General features: G+C 48.5%; 16 protein-coding genes, 1 tRNA gene and 2 pseudogenes. 11 read left to right on the top strand and 8 right to left on the bottom strand.

What is annotated here, in order from left to right:
* The first annotated feature begins 2 nt into the window (after nt 1–2).
* The 3 genes from ACSBQN_RS12360 to ACSBQN_RS12350 all read left to right on the top strand — a co-directional run bounded on the left by ACSBQN_RS12360 (nt 3) and on the right by ACSBQN_RS12350 (nt 5,799).
* Complete coding sequence (locus ACSBQN_RS12360) at nt 3–3,284, top strand: DEAD/DEAH box helicase (protein ID WP_024474293.1); 3,282 nt, start codon at nt 3–5, stop codon at nt 3,282–3,284.
* Between the two features lie 9 nt (nt 3,285–3,293).
* Nucleotides 3,294–4,481: a hypothetical protein gene (locus ACSBQN_RS12355; protein WP_289648767.1), complete on the top strand. Its 1,188-nt coding sequence runs from the start codon at nt 3,294–3,296 to the stop codon at nt 4,479–4,481.
* 601 nt (nt 4,482–5,082) lie between these two features.
* Nucleotides 5,083–5,799, top strand: a complete 717-nt coding sequence (locus ACSBQN_RS12350; RefSeq protein WP_289648766.1) for a hypothetical protein — start codon at nt 5,083–5,085, stop codon at nt 5,797–5,799.
* 556 nt (nt 5,800–6,355) lie between these two features.
* Here the strand turns inward: ACSBQN_RS12350 and ACSBQN_RS12345 are convergent.
* From ACSBQN_RS12345 to ACSBQN_RS12330, 4 genes and pseudogenes are all read right to left on the bottom strand, one after another.
* A pseudogene (locus ACSBQN_RS12345) lies at nt 6,356–6,781 on the bottom strand (tyrosine-type recombinase/integrase); the annotation flags it as partial.
* Nucleotides 6,782–6,798: 17 nt separating this feature from the next.
* Nucleotides 6,799–7,910, bottom strand: a protein-coding gene (locus ACSBQN_RS12340; RefSeq protein WP_214232466.1) for an IS3 family transposase whose coding sequence is annotated in 2 segments (ribosomal slippage) — nt 6,799–7,649 and nt 7,649–7,910 — 1,113 coding nt in all. Because the reading frame shifts where the segments join, the coding sequence is not laid out codon by codon here.
* A gap of 67 nt (nt 7,911–7,977) precedes the next feature.
* Nucleotides 7,978–8,835, bottom strand: a pseudogene (locus tag ACSBQN_RS12335) (tyrosine-type recombinase/integrase); the annotation flags it as partial.
* Between the two features lie 200 nt (nt 8,836–9,035).
* Nucleotides 9,036–9,120: transfer RNA gene (locus ACSBQN_RS12330), tRNA-Leu, on the bottom strand.
* Nucleotides 9,121–9,516: 396 nt separating this feature from the next.
* Here ACSBQN_RS12330 and ampH point away from each other — a divergent pair.
* Entirely contained in the window at nt 9,517–10,740 is a 1,224-nt protein-coding gene (gene ampH, locus ACSBQN_RS12325; RefSeq protein ID WP_024474288.1) for a D-alanyl-D-alanine-carboxypeptidase/endopeptidase AmpH, read from the top strand.
* 59 nt (nt 10,741–10,799) lie between these two features.
* On the opposite strand, the gene ACSBQN_RS12320 is transcribed toward ampH, so the two are convergent.
* A complete protein-coding gene (locus tag ACSBQN_RS12320; protein WP_024474287.1) occupies nt 10,800–12,026 on the bottom strand; it encodes an RtcB family protein in 1,227 nt (408 codons plus the stop codon).
* 195 nt (nt 12,027–12,221) lie between these two features.
* On the opposite strand from ACSBQN_RS12320, the gene rtcR reads away from it, so the two are divergent.
* A complete protein-coding gene (gene rtcR / locus ACSBQN_RS12315) occupies nt 12,222–13,808 on the top strand; it encodes an RNA repair transcriptional activator RtcR (RefSeq protein ID WP_354633101.1) in 1,587 nt (528 codons plus the stop codon).
* A 58-nt stretch (nt 13,809–13,866) separates the two neighbouring features.
* Here the strand turns inward: rtcR and lptG are convergent, their stop codons facing one another.
* Both lptG and lptF read right to left on the bottom strand, forming a co-directional pair.
* Nucleotides 13,867–14,949 carry an LPS export ABC transporter permease LptG gene (gene lptG / locus ACSBQN_RS12310; RefSeq protein WP_004241419.1) on the bottom strand — a complete coding sequence of 361 codons (1,083 nt, stop codon included), beginning with the start codon at nt 14,947–14,949 and terminating at the stop codon, nt 13,867–13,869.
* The gene (lptF, locus tag ACSBQN_RS12305; RefSeq protein WP_024474285.1) at nt 14,949–16,052 is read right to left on the bottom strand and encodes an LPS export ABC transporter permease LptF; all 1,104 of its coding nucleotides are present in this window, start codon (nt 16,050–16,052) and stop codon (nt 14,949–14,951) included. The genes lptG and lptF overlap by 1 nt, the downstream gene beginning before the upstream one ends.
* A 283-nt stretch (nt 16,053–16,335) precedes the next feature.
* On the opposite strand from lptF, the gene pepA reads away from it, so the two are divergent.
* From pepA to ACSBQN_RS12280, 5 genes are all read left to right on the top strand, one after another.
* On the top strand, nt 16,336–17,847 hold the full coding sequence (gene pepA / locus ACSBQN_RS12300) for a leucyl aminopeptidase (RefSeq protein WP_004234614.1): 1,512 nt from the start codon (nt 16,336–16,338) through the stop codon (nt 17,845–17,847).
* Nucleotides 17,848–17,943: 96 nt separating this feature from the next.
* Nucleotides 17,944–18,393, top strand: a complete 450-nt coding sequence (locus ACSBQN_RS12295; RefSeq protein ID WP_004234612.1) for a DNA polymerase III subunit chi — start codon at nt 17,944–17,946, stop codon at nt 18,391–18,393.
* A gap of 58 nt (nt 18,394–18,451) precedes the next feature.
* The gene (locus ACSBQN_RS12290) at nt 18,452–21,307 is read left to right on the top strand and encodes a valine--tRNA ligase (protein WP_152696702.1); all 2,856 of its coding nucleotides are present in this window, start codon (nt 18,452–18,454) and stop codon (nt 21,305–21,307) included.
* A gap of 189 nt (nt 21,308–21,496) precedes the next feature.
* Complete coding sequence (locus tag ACSBQN_RS12285) at nt 21,497–22,006, top strand: GNAT family N-acetyltransferase (RefSeq protein ID WP_024474283.1); 510 nt, start codon at nt 21,497–21,499, stop codon at nt 22,004–22,006.
* Nucleotides 22,007–22,154: 148 nt separating this feature from the next.
* A complete protein-coding gene (locus ACSBQN_RS12280) occupies nt 22,155–22,487 on the top strand; it encodes a hypothetical protein (RefSeq protein WP_024474282.1) in 333 nt (110 codons plus the stop codon).
* 53 nt (nt 22,488–22,540) lie between these two features.
* On the opposite strand, the gene rraB is transcribed toward ACSBQN_RS12280, so the two are convergent.
* Nucleotides 22,541–22,957: a ribonuclease E inhibitor RraB gene (gene rraB / locus ACSBQN_RS12275; protein ID WP_024474281.1), complete on the bottom strand. Its 417-nt coding sequence runs from the start codon at nt 22,955–22,957 to the stop codon at nt 22,541–22,543.
* 140 nt (nt 22,958–23,097) lie between these two features.
* On the opposite strand from rraB, the gene argF reads away from it, so the two are divergent.
* Nucleotides 23,098–24,111: an ornithine carbamoyltransferase gene (gene argF / locus ACSBQN_RS12270; RefSeq protein WP_024474280.1), complete on the top strand. Its 1,014-nt coding sequence runs from the start codon at nt 23,098–23,100 to the stop codon at nt 24,109–24,111.
* Nucleotides 24,112–24,156 lie beyond the last annotated feature (45 nt).

The following is a 24,156-nucleotide window of genomic DNA, read 5'->3' as shown; positions in this document are numbered from 1 at the left end:
ATATGGACTTATTTGACCTGTTAACAATTAAATTTACCTTTCCCGCGAAAGCTGCACCTGCAAGAAAAGTGGGTCGGAATTTAGTTCATAAGTTACTTTGCCGCTCAACAACAGTATCGGCTCAAGTCAGAAATGCAAGTTTCCCAGGATATTTTGAACTTGTTACGGGTCTAAAGCCTCCTCTAGACTATATCTATTTGAAAGATCCAAATTCCAGAGGGAAATGCTCAGATGGTGTAGCTTCTCTTAAAGCTAAGGAACCATTTACATTCGAAAAATGGCGAGAAGATACTGAATTAATCTGGGAGCAATTTCCAGAGCAGGTATTTAGCACTTCACCTGATGAAATTAATGAACAATGGCATCATCAATTTCAGTTTAGAGAAGACGATCCAGAGCGCCATTATCCAGGTCTTAGAAAACCCCAACTGGGTGCACTTCATGCAATCGCAGGCTATTTCGCTACTGATTTGCAGGTAGAACCAGCTACCGTCGTACTGCCCACTGGAACGGGAAAAACGGAAACAATGCTGGCTACCATGATATACCAGCGATGCGAGCGAATTTTGCTCATAGTCCCATCTGACTCCCTCCGAACACAAATATCCAAAAAGTTCATAGATTTAGGATATTTACCAGAGCTAACAGTCGTTCCGCCTAACATTGCACTCCCTAATGTAGCTATTATTAAGAAGGGAATTCAGGTAGCGGAAGAGGCTAAGCAATTAGCTTTAGAATCAAACGTCTTGGTTGCTACGACCAGCGTTTTGTCTGCCTGCTCCGAAGCAGCATTAAATACACTTTGCGAGTCGTGTAGCCATCTTTTTGTTGATGAGGCTCATCATATCTCAGCCTCATCATGGCAGACAATTCGTGAACGATTTAAAGACAAACGTGTTGTGCAGTTTACAGCTACCCCCTTTAGGAATGATAAGAAGTCCCTTGGTGGAAAAATTATCTATAACTACACGATGGGGGAAGCCCAACGAGCTGGCTATTTTACAAATGTAAATTTGCTGCCTGTAGAAGAGTATTACTCTGACCTTATGGATCACGCAATCGCAGATACAGCCGTTGGTCAACTGCGCATAGACTTAAATAATGGCCTTGATCATTTGATTATGGCCCGTACCAGCAATAAGCAGCGAGCAGAACAAATATTTACTATTTATCAGAATATTGTACCGAATTTTAATCCAATCGTTGTTCATTCTGATTATCCTAAAACGGAAATAAAAAAACGTCTTAATAAATTATTATCAAGACAATCAAGAATCGTTATTTGCGTAGACATGTTGGGAGAAGGTTATGATCTACCCAACCTGAAAATTGCAGCTTTACATGATCATCATAAGTCTCTTGCAGTAACTTTGCAGTTCATTGGCCGTTTTACTCGTGTCAATAAAGCACAGAAAATCGGTCAAGCCAGTGTAGTCATGAATGTTGCAGACCCTAATGTTGAAGGTGAATTACAGCATCTATATTCAACAGATGCCGATTGGGATAACGTATTAAGACGACTCTCTGAAGGACGAATTGCCAGGGAGATTAGGTTGCAAGAGGTCGTGGATGCCTTAAAAAGGAAAGGTGATTTACACGATCAGATTTCTCTCTGGAATATTGAGCCAAGTTGTTCTGTCATGTTATTTAAAACGTACTGTGACAATTGGGAGCCTGAAAGATACAAGGAGAAACTGCCTAGATTCGATGAATCCTGGCATGCAATAGCTGAAGATGAGAATTTGCTTGTTGTGCTAGCTGTCCAGGCAACTTCAGTCCGATGGGGAAACTACAAAGATCTTAAAGATACCAATTATAAAATTCTAATTGCTCATTGGGATCAAGACAGATCCGCCTTGTTTGTATTCTCAAATGACTATAAAGCATTCCGAGTTGAGAATCTAGTCAGTACTATTTGTGATGATAAATTTGAAGTTGTCAGTGGTGAAAAAGTCTTTAATGTATTTAATGGTATTGAATATCCTTTGGCAAGAAATTTAGGCGCATCCCAAATTGGGGCAATCAGCTTTACTCAATACTTTGGCCCAAATGTCACTGAGGGGCTATCACTAATTGAAGCATCTCAATCAAGCTTAAGCAATATTGCTGCATTAGGTTATGAATCCGGAAACCGTGTAATCTGGGGATGCTCGCAACGCAGAGGTAAAGTCTGGTCACCACAAAAAGGTGGCAGCATTGCTGATTGGTGCAACTGGGTTAAGAAAGCCTGGGACAAGATTTTTAGTTCTGAACCGGATCCAAACAATCTTACGCGTAACTTTTTGCGTCCAGTCCCATTACTTGAACCCTATAATGAATATCCAATATCAGCTCAATGGGGTGAGTATTTGCTTACTGCGTTCGAAGATAAAGTTATTTTTCATTTTGATGCTGTATCTGCGCATTTATATTTAGTAGAGGTTAGGACTGCTGGAAAGTTTGACGATGGTAATGTACGACTCATTTTCTCTACAGATGAAACGTCATCTGAATATAAATTATCTCTCACGGGAAGTGCTACAGCAAAAGGTTATGCCTATCAGTTGATATCTGGCCCTGAAGTTTTTGTACAGCGTGGTGAATCTGAACCGGTATCACTATCAGAGTATATGGAAATTGATCCAGTAATGATTCATTACTCCGATGGTTCATTTTCATACAACGCTCATATAGTCCATGTAAGCCAAAATATTGGCCTTTATGACAAAGACGAAATTGTAGCTTTTGATTGGCAAGGAACTGATGTTCGAGTGGAATCAATGGGCTATACTCGTGATCCATCATCCATCCAATGGCGTTGGTACTGTGAAATTAAAGATAATTACGATGTCATTATTAATGATGATGGGAAAGGTGAGTCAGCAGATTTAGTGGGGTTGAGAATAGTTGATGACTGTATTGTTCTCTCCTTAATCCATTGCAAATATTCAGGTTCAGAAGAAGCAGGAGCCAGACTTAAAGACCTTTACGAAGTATGTGGGCAGGCACAGAGATGCATTCGTTGGAAACACTTGAATCTTTCCTATTTATACCACCACATTAAGCGTCGCGAGGAACAGTGGCGATCGCGTGGTCATTCTCGCTTTCTGAAAGGCACTATAAAAGACCTTGCTGCTATGAAAGAGCGCTCCAGAATCACACCTCTTAAATTCCAAGTTGTTATTGTTCAACCTGGGCTTAGAGTAAGTAAAATTAGTGAAGAAGGCCTTAAGCTACTTGGCAGCACGGCGCTGTTTATCAAAAAAACAACGATGGCAGATTTAGTTGTCATTGGTTCTAAATAAAATGGAAAAATGATGATGATCGACCTAAAGACTATAAAAAAAAGAATTGAGCATGCTATAAAACCGATGGAAAAAGCAGGAGTAGATGAATACTTCTGGGGAATCCGCTCGGAGGCAGGAGACTCTCTACCTCCCTATTACCTAGTATATTTTCTTTTAGTAGACTTGCTTGACTTTAATTTTAATGGCCCAGAGGAAAAGGTGGCCTTTTCAATACCTGTAAAAATAGAAAACACAACTCTCATTGTAGAATATAGAAAAATGGGGTTAGGCATTTTTATAAAAAATAAAAACGATGAGGATAAAGCAAAAGTTATTTTGAAATGTATACAATCTGGAGTTAAAGCAGGCACGGAATATTTTAATTATATTGCCGATGAAGCAGCCAAAACTTCTAACTTGAATGTTAATAATAATAGCAATGAGCTTTATGATCGCTTCTGCCATTTTTTTAATTGCTACGATAACATTAACAAACAAATTATAGGAATAGAAGCCAAACCAGAGGTACACGTACAAAACACCCCTACCTTAACTCTTGATAATAAGAATTCATTTTCCATTCAGACTAGTAATATTTTTGAAAATCATAATAAAATAGCTCATCTTCGTAAAGAGGCTATTTGGTATGCAATATCTGCTATAGAATCTTTTTTCAATTGGACGGAACATGTTTTCATTTTAATAGCAATTTTAAATGGAAAAATAAAAACAGGTGTTGATGTTTCTGATAAAATTGGAGAAGAGTGGAAAACAAAGTTTAAACTAGCTATCGATATTAACACTCCCGAAATAAAAGTTTTTTATGATCGTTTGATCATACTTAGACAGAAAATAAGAAATTTTGTTTCTCATGGCTCATTTGGAAAAGATGGACAAACATTGGAATTTCATTCTCCGGTTGGTGCTGTACCACTTTTGATGCCACATCGTCAAAACAAAGAACATTTTAAATTTGGGAACGGTGTTGATTTTGTTGCCCCTGAAGCTATGGAGCTATTACAGGAATTTGTAAAAAATATGTGGAGTGGTGATTTATTACCCGCTAAAATTTATATTGAGTCAGGAAATCCATTAATTCTTTCTTATGCGATTAACGGTAAGTATGCTAATGCGATGTCATCCGAGGATGACATGAACAATTTTGTCGAACATTTGACACGTATATTTGATGATGCCTCTAATATGGACTGGTGATGAATAAATAAAAATCGCTTTACTTCTCCTTAGATGAAGAGATAGTAAACACCACGTTCTTCGACTGACTATCCCCACGGACCATAGAGAGAAGTTTAAGAGAATTTGATGCAACGTCTGTACAAGAGAATATCCTCATAGCCCTATTAGGCATAAATATTCTATTCGATAGAGAGTAAATTATGATTCTATTATTTTATCCCTACATCATGCTTTGCTACAGTGCTGGATACGCTTTATTGCAAACTCTGGATGGGATGGGATTGATTAGTACCAACTTTATAGAATTGAGCACAGAGGGTGTTCTTTTAAGCAGTTACTGGTCTCCAAATAAAGTTGCTGTAGTCTTAGGCGGTTCTATTTTTGGGTTCTTTATTTTATTATTACCCTTTATTTTTTTGAGTTCATGGGTACTTGCCAGAAAAATGGGCTCATCATTTCCTTTGTGCTTCTTATAACCCCAGGACTACTATCACTGTGTCACCTTCTTCCTGTTATTCAGTGGTTGCCATTGACCTATGCAATAGGGGGGACAGGTGTAACGGGTAACGCAGCTGGACTCGCAAGTCTGAGTTTCATAGGACTATTGTGCGGATGGATATTGGCTATAATCATTAGTGATGTTTTTGCTACAGGAGAGAAATTCAGACAGTGGACAGATATTTCCCTCATCTTAACAGCAGTTGGTAACGGTATTTTCTGGGTATCAGACAGAGAGGTAGCTGTCGGTAAAACAGCATATGAGGAAACAATTACAGATATTAATGATGCAGCCAAATATCTTCTTGTTCAGGTGAAAGACTACAGCCGCATGTGTGACAATAGCGGGCTTTCCGAAATGTCATCTTATCAGTGGGCATCGTACATTCAAGAAACGCTAGAAAATATTGCCAGTACGAAATCATCTGTTATTGAATATGTAATGCCTGAAAACCTTGACACCTTTTACAGAATTCCTGAGTACTATAGCAATCAAGTATCTCCGGATAAAATCAGACAGGAATTTCAAAACTACAATAAAAAACTATGTCCAAATAAGTCTCTTTCAAAAGCAATAACACAATTGCCACCACCTTCCCGATGGTGCCAAACTCCCCCTCCAGCGTACTGTAATGCCATTCAAGAGGGGAAATTTAAAACAGGCATGTCAGACCGTTTCGCTGTCGCCAATGAATGTGTAATTACATCATTATTAATGTACCGCCAAGGTTTATTGAAAAAACAAGCTCGTTTATCCTTAAGTAAAATGCCCCTCATTATAGATGGATGTGATTTATTGCTATGTCTTTTTTTATTGGTGGGAAAATTGCCAATGTAATGACAAAAATAGGCAACTTAGAGAATCGTAGCATAACTGAAAAACATAGAGTTAAATTTATCCTTTTAAAAATACTTGGCTTTATTGTGCGTACATTAATAAGATGTATCGCCGCATCTCAAAAAATACTTGTTCCAACGACCAATTTTATCAAAAAATTAAAGAGAACAAAGCATGATACTAAAATAAAATAGTGACAAATGTTCAACTGCAAGGTTAATCTTGGTGTTACAAGGAATAAATAACAAGGGGTACTTTTCCCTGTACCCCTAGAGTTTAAGTTGGATGATACGTATGAATCTACTGTGGAAATTCACGCTAGTGGCAACAGCGTTTTGTACTCAGCCGTTTATACATTAGCACCCATAGTTAATTGAGCGTGAAGCTCAGTAATCTTATTGATTATCTACTTGTTGGAAGATCTCGCGGATCGCTCTTGCCGATGAAATCAGTGAGCATATTGCTCTTAGTGATAATGCCATTGGGAAAAATTACCAACCGGCTACCCCCTTAAGGCGTGTCGATTAACTTTAATTAAACGAATATGGCATTCAACTCACTCTCCATTACCCCGGTTGATCTTCGCATAGTCAAACGGCGTAATCGCTCTCTCCCGATTCGCATCCAGAAAGTCCGCCCACCACTGCAACATCAGCTTGCGCTCATCCAAGTGTTCCGCTTTATGGATATATGCCGCCCGCACCGAGTTACGTTCCATATGGCTCATCTGCCTTTCAACCGCATCCTTCGACCATAGTCCTGACTCAATTAACGAACTACAGGCCATTGTACGGAAGCCGTGGCCGCAAACCTCAATCTTAGTGTCATATCCCATCACCCGTAGCGCACTGTTTACGGTGTTTTCACTCATTGGCTTACGCGGATCATGATCGCCAATAAAGATCAGCTCATGTTCGCCACAGAACTGTTTTATCTGCTTCAGGATCGCCAGCGCCTGCTTTGAAAGCGGCACCAGATGAGGTTGTAAATAGACCCGTTTTAGTTCCATGCATTTTTTGAGATCCCGGCCAAATGATTGTGTTGCCGATATTCCTCCGGCGTCATATTGTTCAGTGATTCATGAGGGCGTTCACAGTTATATTCTGACACCCATCTTTCCGTGATTTCCCGCACTTCATTCAGCGTTCTGAACAGATAAAAATCGAGTATTTCTGTACGGTATGTTCGGTTAAAGCGCTCAATAAAAGCGTTCTGCGTCGGCTTACCCGGCTGAATAAACTCCAGTTTTACTGCATGTTGCTCTGCCCATTCATCCAGTGCAAGTGAGATAAATTCCGGACCATTATCCATGCGTAGCATGACCGGATAACCGCGATTTGCCGCGATCCTGTCGAGTACTCGGACCACGCGCGGAGCTGGCAGATTCAGATCGATTTCAATCGACAACGCCTCACGGTTAAAGTCATCAACGACATTGAACGTGCGAAAACGACGGCCACAGACCAGGGCATCATGCATAAAATCGACAGACCAGCTCTGGTTCAGCGCTTCTGGTGTTGCCAGTGGCGATGGATTACGCACTGGCATCCGTTGTTTGCCTTTACGGCGAAAATTCAGCTTCAGCAGACAATAAATACGATGGATCCTTTTGTGATTCCACGGGTATCCCTGCCGCCGCAGAACCTGGAAAAGTTTTGGAAAACCGTACCGTGGGTATCGCTCTGCCACTGCCTGCAACGCGACAATAACGGGTTCGTCACGCGTGGTATCCGGACGGTAATGGTAAACCGTTCTGCTCAGGTTCAGACTCCGGCAGGCCTGACGGATACTGAGTCCAAATGTCGTTATCAGATGAGTGACCAGCTCACGCTTAAAGGCTGGTTTTAAAGCTTTTTTTCGATAACGTCTTTCAGCGCCCGGTTCTCAAGGCTCAGGTCGGCAAACATCTGTTTGAGACGCCGATTCTCGTCCTCAAGATCCTTGATCTTTTTAATATCAGAAGCCTCCATGCCGCCGTATCTGGACTTCCAGTTGTAGTAGGTGGCTTCAGATATACCGGCCTCCCGGCAGACATCTTTAACAGTTCGTCCGGCTTCAACCGATTTAATTACGGCAATGATCTGATGCTCAGTAAAACGGGCTTTACGCATAGCGATCTCCTTTGTTGGCAGATTGATTATGCCGGAGGATCTCTAAATGTGAATGGCACGATTATGCGGGATACTTACAAGGTGTACGCATCTTTGATCCTCGCTGAGAATGTTTCACGCCGGGAATAGGCTCTCGCTCAGGCGGAATGGTCCACATTGACGTTTCAAAATCGAGCTCTGACCAGCGAGCAAAACGTAGCTCACTGGATCGAATAAAGATAAGCAGGGTAAGTTCAGTTGCCCAGCGGGTTAGCGGCCTGCCGGTATAGCCGTCTATTTTCTGGAGTAATTCAGGGATGCGCTTTAATTCCAGAGCCGGACGATGCTGTCGATTGCTGGAAGCAACCGCCCCCGCCATCTCTTGCGCCGGGTTATAATCAATTAGACCGCTTTGCACCGCATAACGCATGATGGCCGTGGTGCGCTGTTGAAGACGGGAAGCCACTTCAAGACGTCCAGATGTCTCTACGGCTTTAATGGGAATTAACAGATCGCGGGTACCCAGTTCAGTAATATTGCGAGTGCCAATTGCCGGGAAGATATTGTCCTCAAGGCTCCTTTTTACGCGATTAGCATGATCTTCCGACCATTTCTGATTGGTAATGAGCCACTCTCTGGCAACCTTCTCGAAAGTAATAATCTCTTTCGTCTGCTCTTCTTTCACAGCACGTTTATGCTCACGAGGATCGATACCAGCAGCTACCAGCTTTCTGGCTTCTTCCCTTTTCTTCCTGGCATCCGCCAGCGAAACATCCGGATAAACGCCGAACGCCATCAAATGCTGTTTACCGCCAAAACGGAAACGAAATCGCCAATACTTTGAGCCGTTAGGTTTTACAAGTAAGGACATGCCGTCGCCGTCAACAAGTGAATACTCTTTCTCCTCAGGTTTTGCAGAACGAACTTTAGTATCCGTTAGGGCCATAATGGGCCTCCTTCCATTGGTATCTCGTGAGTATACAAACAATATCGAATCGGCAAATATACTCATTAGTATACTCACAAGTTTGTTGATGTGGGTTGAGTTAGGTTGACTTCAGTTGAGGAGAAAATCGTGGAAAGCCTTGTGTGGCGCGGATTTTAGACATAAAAAAAGACCTCAATTGAGGTCCATTTACATACTTATGGTGCCGAAGGCCGGAATCGAACCGGCACGCCCGTGGGCGGTTGATTTTGAATCAACTGCGTCTACCAATTCCGCCACTCCGGCACAGAAGTGTGTTCTGGAAAACGTCGTTATTATACTTGCGGCACTCTGTGGTGCAACAACTATCACTGAGGCGGTTTGCTGAGTGGTTAAAAAGACGGCGTTTCAGCAGGATGCGGGATTTGTGCGGTGCCCGGAGGGTTCTGCTTTATTTCCGCACTGAATAATAATATTTTTTTATTTACCGCGATTGTGCCCCGGATGAATAGACATCAATACAATTGCTTATATAATCCTCTCCGGTTCCCGATAAATGTGAGGTGGGTATGGGCTTTGCCGGATGGGTTGCGACAGGTATTTTTATTGGTATCGTCATTGGTATCCTGTTACGTATCTTCAAAAAATAACTGACTTACAGTGTCATATTCCTGTGTCTGCATGGAAGGCTGTTGAATTATCATGAGTAAATTACACCGTCATATTGTGCGCCTGATGCCGTTATCGCTGCTGGCTATTGCGCTGTCCGCCTGTTCTTCGCAGCCGGAGAAACACAGTACAGCGTCTGCCGAACGTCCGCCGCTTGACTGGTCTATTGTTGAAAGCAATCCGGAAGCACTGAAGCTGGCACCACAACTGGTCGATGAGATCGGTGAGAAGATTTTCTCCGAAACCGATGCCCGCGGTATGTTTATGGTGGTGATTGATAATAACGAAGTTTTTCACCGCAGCTACGGCGAGACCCGTCCCGGAAATGGTATTAAGCCACGGACGGATTCGCTGATCCGCATTGCGTCCGTCAGTAAGCTGATGACCAGTGAAGTGATGGTAAAGATGGCGGATGATGGCCTGGTGAATCTCAATGATCCGCTGCAGAAATACAGTTATAAACAGTCCTCCGTGCCGTCCTATAACGGCAAGCCGATCCGCCTGTTCCACCTGGCAAGTCATACCAGTATTCTGCCGCGTGAGCAGCCCGGCGGGAAATGGGGTCGTCCGGTATTTACCTGGCCGAGCCGCGATCAGCGCTGGACCTGGCTGAAAACTGCCAAACTGACGGCCCAGCCGGGAACAGAAGCTGCGTATTCCAATCTGGCCTATGATTTACTGGCAGATGCCCTGGAAAAAGCCGGGAATCGTCCGTATACCGAGCTGTTCCGCCACTATGTGACACAACCGGCGGGTATGAAAGATACGACCTATAATCCGTCTGCCGCGCAGTGTAAGCGGCTGATGGTCGGGTTTAAACCGAGTGATTGTTACAGCACGCTGGCGGCTATCGGCAGCGGCGGTGTGTATTCCACCCCGGCGGATATGCAGAAGTGGATGCAGCGCTTCCTCTCTTCCGGCAATACACAGCGCAAAGCGACAGCCACCAAAGAGCAGACCATCTATTTTAAACGTGGGCACCTGAATGAGATCAAAGGGATGGATGTTGCCGGTGAGGCCGATGGTCTGGGTCTCGGCTGGGTGTATCTGGCACCGGTCGGGGATATTCCGGCGATTTATCAGAAAACCGGCGGCGGCGGCGGATTTAATACCTATATGGCGATGATACCGGAGAAAAATATCGGTGTGTTCGTGGTGATGACCCGCAAAGACGGCAGTAAATTCAGTCCGTTACCAAATGGTGTCAATGACCTGGTCCGCTCACTGGCAGATCTGCATACCCGTAATTACCTGTGATACAAAAGAACATGCCCGCATCAGGTGCGGGCATGCTCTGTATATGCAGTGCTGTTTCCTTACCCCTTCACACACACCACCTGACGCAGTGTATGCACAATTTCCACCAGCGATGACTGTGCGGTCATCACCGCATCAATATCTTTGTACGCCATCGGAATCTCATCAATCACATCGCTATCCTTACGGCACTCCACATGAGCGGTGGCGCGCTGCTGGTCTGCTACTGAGAAGCGTTTTTTTGCTTCGGTACGGCTCATCACGCGGCCTGCGCCGTGGCTGCACGAGCAGAAGCTTTCTTCGTTTCCGCATCCGCGCACAATGTAGCTTTTCGCCCCCATAGAGCCCGGGATGATCCCCATCTGCCCTTTTTGTGCCGATACAGCCCCTTTTCGTGTTACCAGCACTTCCTCACCAAAATGCTGTTCTTTCTGTACATAGTTATGGTGGCAGTTTACGGCTTCCTGCTGTGTGGTGAACGGTTTGGTAATTTCGCGGGACAGGGCTTCCAGCACGCGGTGCATCATCACTTCACGGTTATGACGGGCAAAATCCTGCGCCCAGCCGACTGCTTCCATATAATCGTTAAAATGCACGCTTCCTTCTTCGAAATATGCCAGGTCGCGATCCGGCAGATTGGCAATGTGCGTCTGCATATCTTTTTGTGCCAGCGAGATAAACAGGTTGCCGATGGCATTACCTACCCCGCGTGACCCGCTGTGCAGCATCACCCAGACAAAGTCCGCCTCATCCAGACACAGTTCAATAAAGTGGTTCCCGGTTCCCAGTGTTCCCAGATGTTTATAGTTGTTGGTGTTACGCAGTTTCGGGTATTTATCACAGATACGGCGGAACTGCTCGTCCAGCTGCATCCAGTGGTTATCAACAATATCCGGGACATTTTTCCAGGTTCCCTTATCCCGTCCGTGGCGTTCAGTAGTTCGTCCGTGTGGTACAGCCGCCTCAATGGCAAAGCGGATATTTTGCAGGCTGTCCGGCAGATCAGACGTAGTCAGCGAGGTTTTCACCGCAATCATTCCGCAGCCGATATCCACCCCGACAGCGGCCGGGATAATCGCGCCTTTGGTCGGGATAACACTGCCGATAGTCGATCCCTTACCGACATGCACATCCGGCATTACCGCCAGGTGTTTAAAAATAAAGGGCATTTTTGCTGTATTCTGCAATTGCAGCACTGCCTTCGGATCAACCGGCACACCGTTTGTCCACAACTTTACCGGCGCGCTGTTTTCCTGAATCAGTTCATTAAAATCACGATTTATCATTTTTACATTCCTTTCGTTTGGTACCGGTAGTATTGCGATAAGTGTGCCAGTTTTGTTTAATCAGAAAATATTCATTTATCCCCATGATATTTAGTGAATAATTTATTACATCTATTTTTAAGATAACATCCTGCCCTGAAATCCCGTATGCTGATTTTATCTTTTAATATCGTCTTTTATCCGGAAATATAAATCATGTCATCCGCAAAGAAAAACGTTGTGATTGGTGTTCTCGGCACGGTACTCGACCGGCGCGGCAAGAAAGCCAACCGCTGGCATAAATGGCGGCCGAGTATCGGGCTGTGTCAGCAGCCGGATCTGCATATTGACCGCTTCGAGCTGGTTTATCAGCCGGGTGATATGCAGACCGCAGGCCGGGTAAAAGAGGATATAGAGCAGGCCTCCCCGCAGACTGAAGTGATACTGCGAGAGGTGGATATTGCCGACCCGTGGGATTTTGAGCAGGTATATACCGCATTGCTGGATTTTGCCACTCACTACCCGTTTGATACTGAAAATGAAGAGTATCTGGTGCATATCACCACCGGCACCCATGTGGTGCAGATTTGCTGGTTCCTGCTGACCGAAGCCAGCTATCTGCCCGCGCGTCTTATCCAGACTGCCCCGCGCCATGATGCGCGGGATAAAGATCCTGCCGGGGTATATACCATTATTGATCTCGATCTCAGCCGCTATACACAGATCACCGGACGCTTTCAGAAAGAGCAGCAGGCACAGGTCGCGTTTCTGAAATCCGGCATCGCCACACGTAATGCCGGATTTAATACCATGATCGATAAAATCGAGCGTGTTGCTCTGCGCTCCGCCGCACCTGTTCTGCTGACCGGGCCGACCGGTGCCGGAAAATCATTCCTGGCACGGCGGATTTATGAACTGCGCCGCAGCCGCCATCAGGTAAAAGGGCGTTTTGTGGAGGTGAACTGCGCGACACTGCGCGGTGATAATGCCATGTCCGCCCTGTTCGGCCATGTGAAAGGGGCATTTACCGGAGCGGTTCAGGCGCGCGGCGGACTGCTGAAAGAGGCGGACGGCGGGATCCTGTTTCTGGATGAGATTGCCGAGCTGGGTACCGACGAACAGGCAATGCTGCTGAAAGCCATTGAGGAAAAACGCTTTTTCCCTTACGGCTCGGATCATGAAACAGAGAGTGATTTTTCTCTGATCGCCGGCACACACCGCAATCTGGCACAGCGGGTCAGCGAAGGGCTGTTTCGTGAGGATTTATACGCCCGCATCAATATGTGGACCTTTGCCCTGCCGGGGCTGGCGCAGCGGCGCGAGGATATTGAGCCGAACGTGGATTATGAGCTGGCAAAATACAGCCGCGACCAGCAGACCCGTGTCCGCTTTGATACCGACGCCAGGCAGCACTATCTCGCCTTTGCCTGCTCACCACAGGCTTTGTGGCGCGGTAATTTTCGTGAACTGAGTGCCTCTGTCACGCGGATGGCAACCTTTGCAGAGAACGGGCGGATCACCACCGCGCTGGTGCAGGAAGAAACCGGACGGCTGAAGAATCAGTGGCACAGCGCGGAAACAGCGGTGACGTTGCCTGCCGGGGTGAGTGAAATTGATTTATTTGATCGTCAGCAGCTGGAAACAGTAATTGCCGTCTGCCGCCGTTCACAGACACTTTCTGATGCCGGGCGCACACTGTTTGCTGTTTCCCGTCAGCAGAAGAAACAACCCAATGATGCCGACCGGCTGCGGAAGTATCTGGCCCGTTTTAATCTCAGCTGGGAACAGATTACCGGCTGCTGAAATGACAGAGCCGGTCAGCATACACTGACCGGCTCCGGATTCGGATGTCCGTAACTGCTTACTTACGTTTGATCAGCATATATAAACTGATCGCCAGGAACAGCAGGCTCGGCAGCAGTGCACCCAGCAACGGCGGGAACTTGTAGGTCAGGCTGAGAGAGCCGAAAATCTCATTGGAAACGTAGAACACGAATCCGCAGGCAATCCCCGTCACAACCCGCACGCCCATCGCTACCGAACGCAGCGGCCCGAAGATAAACGACAGCGCCATCAGCATCATGACTGCCACAGAAAGCGGTGCGAATACTTTTTTCCACAGGTTCAGCTGATAACGTCCCGAATCCTGCCCGCTCTGCTGTAAGTAATCAACATACTGATACAGCCCGCTTATTGACAATGCTTCCGGGTCCAGTGCGGCCACACTCAGTTTTTCCGGAGTCATCTGCGTCTGCCAGGTCATCGACAGTTTCTGCTCACCGGCAATCACATAGGTATCCTGCAGAATGGACTCCTGCACCTGACTCAGTGTCCAGGTATCGGAATCAGAATTGTAATCCGCCGCCGCCGCACTGAGGATGGATTTCAGTTTGTGGTCGTCGTTCATCCGGTACAGTGTGATGCCCTTAAGCTGGGTTTCGCTGTCAACGCGCTGGATATAGATAAAATCACTGCCGTCTTTGGCCCACATACCACGGTTGGTTGCCAGCAGAGACGCGCCGCTTGTTTTCTGTGCACGGTAGTTACGTGCCCACTGCTCACCGGACGGCGCGAGCCATTCACCGACAATCATGGTCAGGATCACCAGAGGGATAGCGGTTTTCATCACCGAACCCGCCACCTGGAGGCGGCTGTAACCGGAAGCCTGCATGACCACCAGCTCACTGCGGGTCGCCAGTGCGCCCAGTCCCATCAGTGCCCCGAGCAGTGCTGCCATCGGGAAGAAAATCTGAATATCCTTCGGGATACTCATGATGGTATACAGCCCGGCATCCCAGGTGGAGTATTCCCCCTGGCCGACTCTGCGCAGCTGATCGACAAATTTGATAATCCCGGATAATGACACCAGCATAAACAGGGTCATCATGATGGATTGCAGAATCGTCCGCCCGATGTAGCGGTCAAGAACAAGTACTTTAAACATCAGGCAACCCCCTGAACACGGGCAGAGCCAAAGCGCAGACGGCGGACGGCTGTGGTATTCCACAGATTCAGTACCACCGCGAGAGCCAGATAACTGAGATTAACCACCCACGGCCAGACCATCGGATCCAGCTTGCCCTTCTCGCCGCTTGAACGCAGCGAGCTTTGCAGCAGGAAGAAAATCAGATACAGCAGCATCGCCGGCAGCATACTCAGTACGCGCCCCTGACGCGGGTTTACCTCGGAGAGCGGTACTACCATCAGCGCCATCACCACCACGGAGAAAATCAGAGTCAGACGCCAGTGGAATTCCGCGCGGGCACCTTTATCTGTCTCTTTCCACAGTTCAGACAGCGTCATCTGCTGGTAGTTACTGTCACCGGTTTTTGCATCACGGTGATCAACAATCGCCTGATAATCGGTAAAATCCGTGATACGGAAATCACGCAGATATGCGGTTCCCTCATAACGGGTGCCTTTATCCAGTATCACCACCTGATTACCGTTCTCTTTTTCGGTCATATGACCGCCGTCCGCCACCACAATGGACGGACGCTGTTCGTTTCTCGCCCAGAGCTGGGCAATAAAGACATTACTGAACTTATTGCCGTCAACATCCCCGAGATAGAGCACCATACTGCCGTCATCAGAGACTTTAAACTGCCCGCCGACCATCGCGGTCACACCAGGGTTAGCTCTGACTTCCTCCAGGACCTTTTCCTGATACTGGGATGACCACGGCATCAGCCAGACCACGTTGACAGCAGCCACAACAGCGGTAAAGAACGCCAGGATCATAGCGGCTTTCACCAGCACATTATTACCCAGACCACAGGCATGCATCACGGTGATTTCGCTTTCGGTATAGAGCTTGCTGTAGGTCATCAGCAACCCGAGGAAGAGACTCAGCGGCAGAATGAGCTGCGCCATCTCCGGGATACCCAGCCCCAGCAGTGACACGACGAGTCCGGCCGGGATGCTGCCTTCAACGGCGGCACCCAGGACTTCAACCAATTTTTGACAAAAGAAGATAAGCAACAGGATAAACAGAATCGCAATCTGTGCTTTTAATGTTTCTCTTACCAGATATCTAATAATGATCACGCTTAATACGCCTGTGAAAACTTGTGTTTTTGCATGAAAATAGCTAACTTCGTTCTGTGTTGACTATTTGTGTGCATTATTTTGCCGGCCTGAGGATGATTCCGGTATCAGACTACGCTTTTTCCTTCCTTTCCGGAAAGAAACGGAATTTTCATGAGATTCAGGACTCATAAAGTGCGCACACAGCTTATCATAAACTGTTTATAATCGATGGTGCAGATTAGTGCGAACGCTACATTTTAGCGGCAGCAGTTGTCTTTGTCTTTAAGATTCAGGAGAGCGCATGGAGTTTAGTGTAAAAAGCGGCAGCCCGGAAAAGCAGCGCAGTGCTTGTATTGTGGTCGGGGTTTTCGAACCGCGTCGTCTGTCTCCTGTGGTGGAGCAGCTCGATAAAATCAGCGACGGCTACATCAGTGCTCTGCTGCGCCGCGGCGAGCTGGAGGGCAAGGTCGGGCAGTCTCTGCTTCTGCACCATGTCCCTAATGTCCTGTCCGAGCGTATCCTGTTAATCGGCTGCGGGAAAGAACGTGAACTGGATGAACGCCAGTACAAACAGATTATCCGGACGACCATCAATACCCTGAATGAAACCGGGTCAATGGAAGCCGTCTGTTTTCTGACCGAGTTACATGTCAAAGGCCGCAATAACTACTGGAAAGTCCGGCAGGCGGTTGAAACAGCCAAAGAATCTCTCTATGTCTTTGATCAGCTGAAGAGTAACAAAACCGAATTACGCCGTCCGCTGCGCAAGCTGGTCTTCAATGTACCGACCCGCCGCGAACTGCCGACCGGCGAGAAAGCTATCAGCCACGGTCTGGCGATTGCCGCCGGTATCAAAGCTGCGAAAGATCTGGCCAATATGCCGCCGAACATCTGTAATGCCGCTTATCTGGCATCTCAGGCACGTCAGCTGGCAGACAGCAACTCTCCGGTGCTCAGTACCCGTGTCATCGGCGAAGAGCAAATGAAAGAGCTGGGCATGCTGGCGTATCTGGCCGTCGGCCAGGGGTCACGCAATGAATCCCTGATGTCGGTGATTGAATATAAAGGTAATCCGGATCCGGAAGCACGTCCGATCGTGTTAGTCGGCAAAGGCCTGACCTTTGACTCCGGCGGTATTTCCATCAAACCGGCTGACAGCATGGATGAGATGAAATACGACATGTGCGGCGCGGCAACCGTTTACGGCGTGATGCGCGTGGTGGCTGAGCTGGGTCTGCCGCTCAATGTGATCGGGATTCTCGCGGGCTGTGAAAACATGCCGGGCGGCAATGCCTATCGTCCCGGGGATATCCTCACCACCATGTCCGGCCAGACGGTGGAAGTGCTCAATACCGATGCGGAAGGCCGCCTGGTACTGTGTGACACCCTGACCTACGCCGAGCGTTTTGATCCGGAAACCGTGATCGACATCGCCACACTGACCGGTGCCTGCATGGTTGCACTCGGTAACCACTTCAGCGGCCTGATGGCAAACCACAATCCGCTGGCACACGAGTTACTGAATGCCTCTGAACAGGCGGGTGACCGCGCATGGCGTCTGCCGCTGGCAGAAGAGTTCTACGAGCAGATCGAGTCCAATTTTGCGGATCTGGCAAACACCGGCGGCCGTCTCGGCGGCGCTATCACCGCGGGCTGCTTCCTGTCCCGTTTTGCCACCCGTTATAACTGGGCGCATCTGGATATCGCCGGAACCGCATGGCGCTCCGGAAAAAACAAAGGTGCGACAGGTCGTCCGGTTGCACTGCTGTCACAATTCCTGTTAAATCGTGCGGGTATCAGCACCGACGACTGACCGGAATTACCGGGCCTTTGCGGCCCGGAAAAAGCATAAAGGTAACGGGGGATTGTGCTATCCTGAGCAATCCCCTTTTCTGCTATCAGAGATATTATGAAAAACGCCACCTTCTACCTGATGGAACAGCCATCCCCTTTTGATGACCTTGAGGCCCACGAGTGGCTGACCTGTCATCTGGCGGGTGAAGCCTGGCGCAGCGGGAAACGGGTGCTTATCGCCTGTGAGTCACAACAGCAGGCGGAGAAACTGGACGAAGCCCTCTGGGCGCGGGAGCCCGATGCCTTTGTTCCGCATAATCTGGCCGGAGAAGGCCCGCGTTACGGCGCACCGGTTGAACTGTGCTGGCCGCAGAAACGCGGAAATTCCCCGCGTGATTTGCTGATAGCCCTGCTGCCGCAGTTCACAGATTTTGCGACAACCTTCCGTGAAGTGATAGACTTTGTGCCTATCGATGAACACTTAAAACAGTTGGCGCGCGAGCGATATAAAATCTATCGCAGCGTCGGCTTTACGATGACCATGGCCACGCCGCCAGCTTACTGATAAACAAAGATTAAAAATGGAAAAGACAACCGACAACCAACAGGCCTGCGAGCCGTCCCTGGATAAAACCTATAATCCAACGGAAATCGAAGGTCCTCTTTATACCCACTGGGAAAAAAGCGGCTATTTCAAACCGAACGGCAGAACAGACAAAGAAAGCTTCTGTATCGTGATCCCGCCGCCGAACGTCACCGGTAACCTGCATATGGGCCATGCTTTCCAGCAGACCATTATGGATACCATGATCCGCTACCAGCGCATGCAGGGTAAAAACACCCTGTGGCAGTCAGGGACTGACCACGCCGGTATCGCGACACAGATGGTTGTTGAGCGCAAAATCGCCGCAGAAGAAGGCAAAACCCGCCACGATTACGGCCGTGAAGGCTTTATCGATAAAATCTGGGAATGGAAAGCGGAATCCGGCGGTAATATCTCTAACCAGATGCGCCGTCTGGGTAACTCCGTGGACTGGGAGCGCGAGCGCTTCACCATGGACGACGGCCTGTCAGCTGCCGTAAAAGAGGCGTTTGTCCGCCTGTATAAAGATAACCTGATTTACCGTGGTAAACGTCTGGTGAACTGGGATCCGAAACTGCACACCGCAATTTCTGACCTGGAAGTGGAAAACCGTGATGTCAAAGGTTTCATGTGGCATATCCGTTATCCGCTGGCGGACGGCGCGAAAACCGCAGACGGTAAAGATTACCTGGTGGTCGCCACCACGCGTCCGGAAACCATGCTCGGTGATACCGGCGTGGCCGTTAACCCGGAAGATCCGCGTTACAAAGATCTGATCGGCAAAGAAATCATTCTGCCGATCGTCAACCGCCGCATTCCGATCCTCGGTGATGAACACGCGGATATGGAAAAAGGCACCGGTTGTGTGAAAATCACCCCGGCACATGACTTCAACGACTATGAAGTCGGTAAACGCCACCAGCTGACCATGATTAACATCATGGACTTCGACGGCAACATCCGTACCGAAGCCGAAGTGTTTGATACCAACGGCGAAGTGACTGACGCCTGCAGCAGTGAAATCCCGGCCGCATACCGTGGCATGGAGCGTTTCGCTGCCCGTAAAGCGATCGTCAAAGAGTTCGAAGAGCTCGGCCTGCTGGAAGAGATCAAACCGCACGACCTGACCGTACCTTACGGCGATCGCGGCGGCGTGGTTATCGAACCGATGCTGACCGACCAGTGGTATGTGCGCACTGCCCCGCTGGCAAAAGAAGCCATCAAAGCGGTGGAAGACGGTGATATTCAGTTCGTGCCGAAGCAGTACGAAAACATGTACTTCTCCTGGATGCGTGATATTCAGGACTGGTGTATCTCCCGTCAGCTGTGGTGGGGTCACCGTATCCCGGCCTGGTATGACAATCAGGGTAACGTGTATGTCGGCCGCGACGAAGACGAAGTCCGCCGCGAAAACAATATCCCGGCAATGGTTGAACTGCGCCAGGACGAAGACGTGCTGGATACCTGGTTCTCCTCCGGTCTGTGGACATTCTCCACCCTGGGCTGGCCGGAAAATACCCCGGAACTGAAAGCATTCCACCCGACCAGCGTGCTGGTCAGCGGCTTCGACATCATTTTCTTCTGGATCGCCCGCATGATCATGATGACCATGCACTTCATCAAAGATGAAAACGGCAAATCGCAGATCCCGTTCAAAACCATCTACATGACGGGCCTGATCCGTGATGAGGAAGGTCAGAAGATGTCGAAATCCAAAGGGAACGTCATTGACCCGCTGGATATGATCGACGGTATCTCTCTGCCTGAACTGCTGGAAAAACGCACCGGTAATATGATGCAGCCGCAGATGGCGGAGAAAATCGCCAAACGGACTGAAAAACAGTTCCCGGAAGGGATTGAAGCCCACGGTACCGATGCCCTGCGCTTTACCCTGGCGGCGCTGGCCTCTACCGGCCGCGATATCAACTGGGATATGAAACGTCTGTCCGGCTACCGCAACTTCTGTAACAAGCTGTGGAACGCCAGCCGTTTCGTGCTGATGAATACCGAAGAGAAAGACTGCGGTCAGAACGGCGGTGAGATGGAATTCTCCCTGGCCGACCGCTGGATACTCGCAGAATACAACAATACCGTGAAAGCATACCGCGAAGCGCTGGATACTTACCGCTTTGATATTGCATCCAATATTCTGTATGAATTCACCTGGAACCAATTCTGTGACTGGTATCTTGAGCTGTCCAAACCGGCCGTTCATAAAGGGACCGATGCACAGAAACGTGCGGCGCGTCATACCCTGATCACCGTGCTGGAATCCCTGCTGCGTCTCGCACACCCGATTATTCCGTTTATCACGGAAACTATCTGGCAGCGCGTGAAAGTTGTCACCGGCGCGGAAGGCGATACCATCATGCTGCAGCCGTTCCCGGAATATGATGCCTCTCTGAACGACGAACAGGCACTGCGTGACCTGGAGTGGATCAAAGAGACAATCGTTGCGGTACGTAATATTCGTGCTGAAATGAATATCGCACCAAGCAAGCCGCTGGAAGTGATGCTGCGCGGGGCAAGTGCTGATGCACAGCGCCGTGTTGCAGAAAACAGCAACTTCCTGAAAGCAATGGCGCGTCTGGAATCCGTCCGTGTGATGACCGAAGGCGAAATCGCACCGGTTTGTGTGACCAAGCTGGTGGAAGGCGCAGAAATCCTGATCCCGATGGCTGATCTTATCAATAAAGACGACGAACTGGCGCGTCTGGATAAAGAGCTGGAAAAAACGGAGAAAGAGATCGCGGCTATCGAAGGCAAACTGGCGAATGACGGCTTTGTCAGCCGTGCGCCGGAAGCCGTTGTGGCCAAAGAGCGCGAGCGTCTTGCGGCAAACCGCGAAGCGAAAGAAAAACTGATTGCTCAGAAAGCGACGATCGCTGCATTGTGATCCTGACCTTATGAGTTATAAAACCAGCCTCCGGGCTGGTTTTTTTATCTCTTATTTCGCCTGTTTACTTTGCGTGATAATTATTTATTATCATATTTATCGTTTCATACGATATCCACAGTAATCGCCCCTCAGGTTTATTCCCCCGGCTTTACTTTTCACAATAAAAATAATGAGATAATGATATCCATGACAAGCAGCACAACAGAAAACTACACCCTCCGTCTGATCCGTCCGGAAGATAACCCCGGTATCGCACAGGTTATCCGTGAAGTCTCTGCCGAACACGGCCTGACCGCAGACAAAGGCTTTGCGGTCGCTGACCCGATTCTTGATTCGTTATACGAGGTTTACAGCCAGCCGCGTGCTGCATACTGGGTCATTGAGATGGATGGGGAGATCCTCGGCGGCGGCGGCGTTTCCGGCCTTGCCGGTGGTGACGGGAAAACCGCTGAATTACAGAAAATGTATATCTCTTCCCGCCTGCGCGGCAAAGGTCTGGCGAAAAAAATCGCCCTTCAGGCGCTGGAATTTGCCGAAGCGGAAGGTTACAGCCAGTGCTACCTGGAAACCACCGCAGATCTTCAGGCCGCCATTAAGCTGTATGAAAAACTCGGGTTTATCTTCCTTGATGCCCCGCTGGGTGACACCGGCCACAGCGACTGTGAAGTCCGGATGCTGAAAGTCTTTACTGCCTGATCCCCTGACCGGCCGGATCCCGGTCGGTATCCGCCTTTCCGGTGAAAATTCCCGGCGCTTTTCTGATAGTTTCTCTCCGCTGTTTCTCTTACAGTCACTGCATATGTGATAAATATCACATTTTGTAACTGACAGACAGGAGATCAGGATGATCACTATTATTCAGGGAATGCATGACCTGCTGTATACCGCTGCACCACGGCAGACACCGGCCAGAGAGCCGATCTGCCGCGATGAGCAGACCGAAATACAGCAGCAGGGCCGGCAGGGAGAGAGTCGCAGCCCGCAACTCAGAACACAGCAAGGCCCGGTACTTTATCAGACCATTGAGGCGATGAAAGAGGCGGAAGATGATATCAATATTCAGGATATTGAATTTTTGGGCTGTGCACCGCTGCGTCCGGTGATACGCGACAGTCAGAGCGACCTGCGGCGTGAACGCGCTGCCCCGCTGAAGCCCCGCTTTTCCGTCACCGCCTGATATACAGACACAAAAAAACCTGCCGCGGCAGGTTTTTCAGTCATGGCAGATGATTAGTGTAACGGCGCCTCATCAGCATCGTCGTCATCATCTTCATCTTCGGCATCCGGGTCTTCGAAATAGGTGCCCCAGCCGTCGTAATCCACATCCATTTTTTCTGCCAGACGCGCCAGCTGCTCTACCTGAGCATCGATATGTTCCGCCGTCAGCCCGCATTCACTGATGATATCGCAACATAACACCACCTGGCCGCCTTCCACTTCCAGCTCCTCGGCATCTGTCACTTCATAACCCAGTTTGAAAGCTTCAACTGCCGCTTTTTCCAGCTTATCGTAATTCTCACTCGAAAAATGGTGTTCAATGGTGTATTGCGCATCAGGATCGCTGCCGTCTTCCAGCAGTTCTGCAATAATCGCACGGGTTTCTTCGCGCTGTTCTTCTAAAAACGCATCTAATTCTGACATGGCCATGTCCTCTGATAAGTGATACCCGCGCATTCTCCCACAGCCGCGCCAATTGAGCCACCCATAATAAAAAAGAATTTCCCGCCGGTGTTGCAATTGAATTTTTATTGATTTATGTTGAATATAAATTCATCGGAGATACGGATATGAACCCATTTTATCAACAGTCATTTTTGCGGTTGCTTGACTATAAACCTGCCGACATCGAAGAACTGCTCAATCTTTCTGCTTATCTGAAACATGCCAAAAAAACCGGCTCGGAACAGCCGCTGATGAAAGGCAAAAATATTGCGCTGATTTTTGAAAAAGACTCCACCCGGACCCGCTGTGCCTTTGAAGTGGGTGCTTACGATCAGGGCGCACAGGTGACATACCTGGGCTCATCCGGCAGCCAGATAGGCCATAAAGAGTCGATCAAGGATACCGCCAGAGTACTGGGCCGGATGTATGACGGCATACAGTTTCGCGGCTATTCCCAGAAATCCGCCGAAGCGCTGGCGCAATATTCCGGTGTTCCGGTCTGGAACGGGCTGACTGATGAGTTTCATCCGACACAGCTGATTGCGGATTTACTGACCATTCAGGAACATGTGAAAAAACCGCTGTCCGAAGTGAAATTTGCATATTTAGGCGATGCCCGTAATAACATGGGCAATACCATCGCTGAAATGGCTGCCGTAACCGGGATGGATGTCCGCCTGGTCGCGCCGGCCGGGTGTCAGCCATCAGAAGCCCTTATCGCGCAGTGCCGCAAAGCCGCTGAACTTACCGGCGGTAAAATCACCCTGACCGCCGATGTGGCAGAGGGCGTGAAAGATGCGGATGTGCTGTACACCGATGTGTGGGTCTCCATGGGCGAAGCGAAAGAAGTCTGGGCAGAGCGGATTAAACTGCTGACGCCGTATCAGGTGAATCAGGATGTGGTGGATAAAACGGGCAATCCGGATGTTATCTTTATGCACTGCCTGCCGGCGTTTCACGATACGGAAACCACCATGGGGCAATCCCTCGCGGAAGAGTATGGTTTTACCAGTGGTATTGAGGTCACCAACGATGTGTTTGAATCAAAACACAGTGTGGTATTTGACCAGGCAGAAAACCGGCTGCACTCCATCAAAGCAGTGATGGTTGCATCTCTTTCAAAAAACATACAATTTTAGATTCACCGGCAGCGTTGCATAAATTTCACGCAAAAAAGTGATACC

This window comes from Morganella sp. B601, assembly GCF_051172335.1.
Lineage (GTDB): Bacteria > Pseudomonadota > Gammaproteobacteria > Enterobacterales > Enterobacteriaceae > Morganella > Morganella morganii.
Note: the sequence above shows the minus strand (reverse complement) of the source record. Positions and strands in the feature narration are given on the sequence as shown.

Coding starts and splice junctions, on each gene's coding strand:
- pepA (WP_004234614.1), top strand. CDS start 16,336: ATGGAGTTTAGTGTAAAAAGCGGCAGCCCGGAAAAGCAGCGCAGTGCT.
- ACSBQN_RS12280 (WP_024474282.1), top strand. CDS start 22,155: ATGATCACTATTATTCAGGGAATGCATGACCTGCTGTATACCGCTGCA.
- rraB (WP_024474281.1), bottom strand. CDS start 22,957: ATGGCCATGTCAGAATTAGATGCGTTTTTAGAAGAACAGCGCGAAGAA.
- argF (WP_024474280.1), top strand. CDS start 23,098: ATGAACCCATTTTATCAACAGTCATTTTTGCGGTTGCTTGACTATAAA.
- ACSBQN_RS12355 (WP_289648767.1), top strand. CDS start 3,294: ATGATGATGATCGACCTAAAGACTATAAAAAAAAGAATTGAGCATGCT.
- ACSBQN_RS12320 (WP_024474287.1), bottom strand. CDS start 12,026: ATGATAAATCGTGATTTTAATGAACTGATTCAGGAAAACAGCGCGCCG.
- ampH (WP_024474288.1), top strand. CDS start 9,517: ATGAGTAAATTACACCGTCATATTGTGCGCCTGATGCCGTTATCGCTG.
- rtcR (WP_354633101.1), top strand. CDS start 12,222: ATGTCATCCGCAAAGAAAAACGTTGTGATTGGTGTTCTCGGCACGGTA.
- lptG (WP_004241419.1), bottom strand. CDS start 14,949: ATGTTTAAAGTACTTGTTCTTGACCGCTACATCGGGCGGACGATTCTG.
- ACSBQN_RS12285 (WP_024474283.1), top strand. CDS start 21,497: ATGACAAGCAGCACAACAGAAAACTACACCCTCCGTCTGATCCGTCCG.
- ACSBQN_RS12360 (WP_024474293.1), top strand. CDS start 3: ATGGACTTATTTGACCTGTTAACAATTAAATTTACCTTTCCCGCGAAA.
- ACSBQN_RS12295 (WP_004234612.1), top strand. CDS start 17,944: ATGAAAAACGCCACCTTCTACCTGATGGAACAGCCATCCCCTTTTGAT.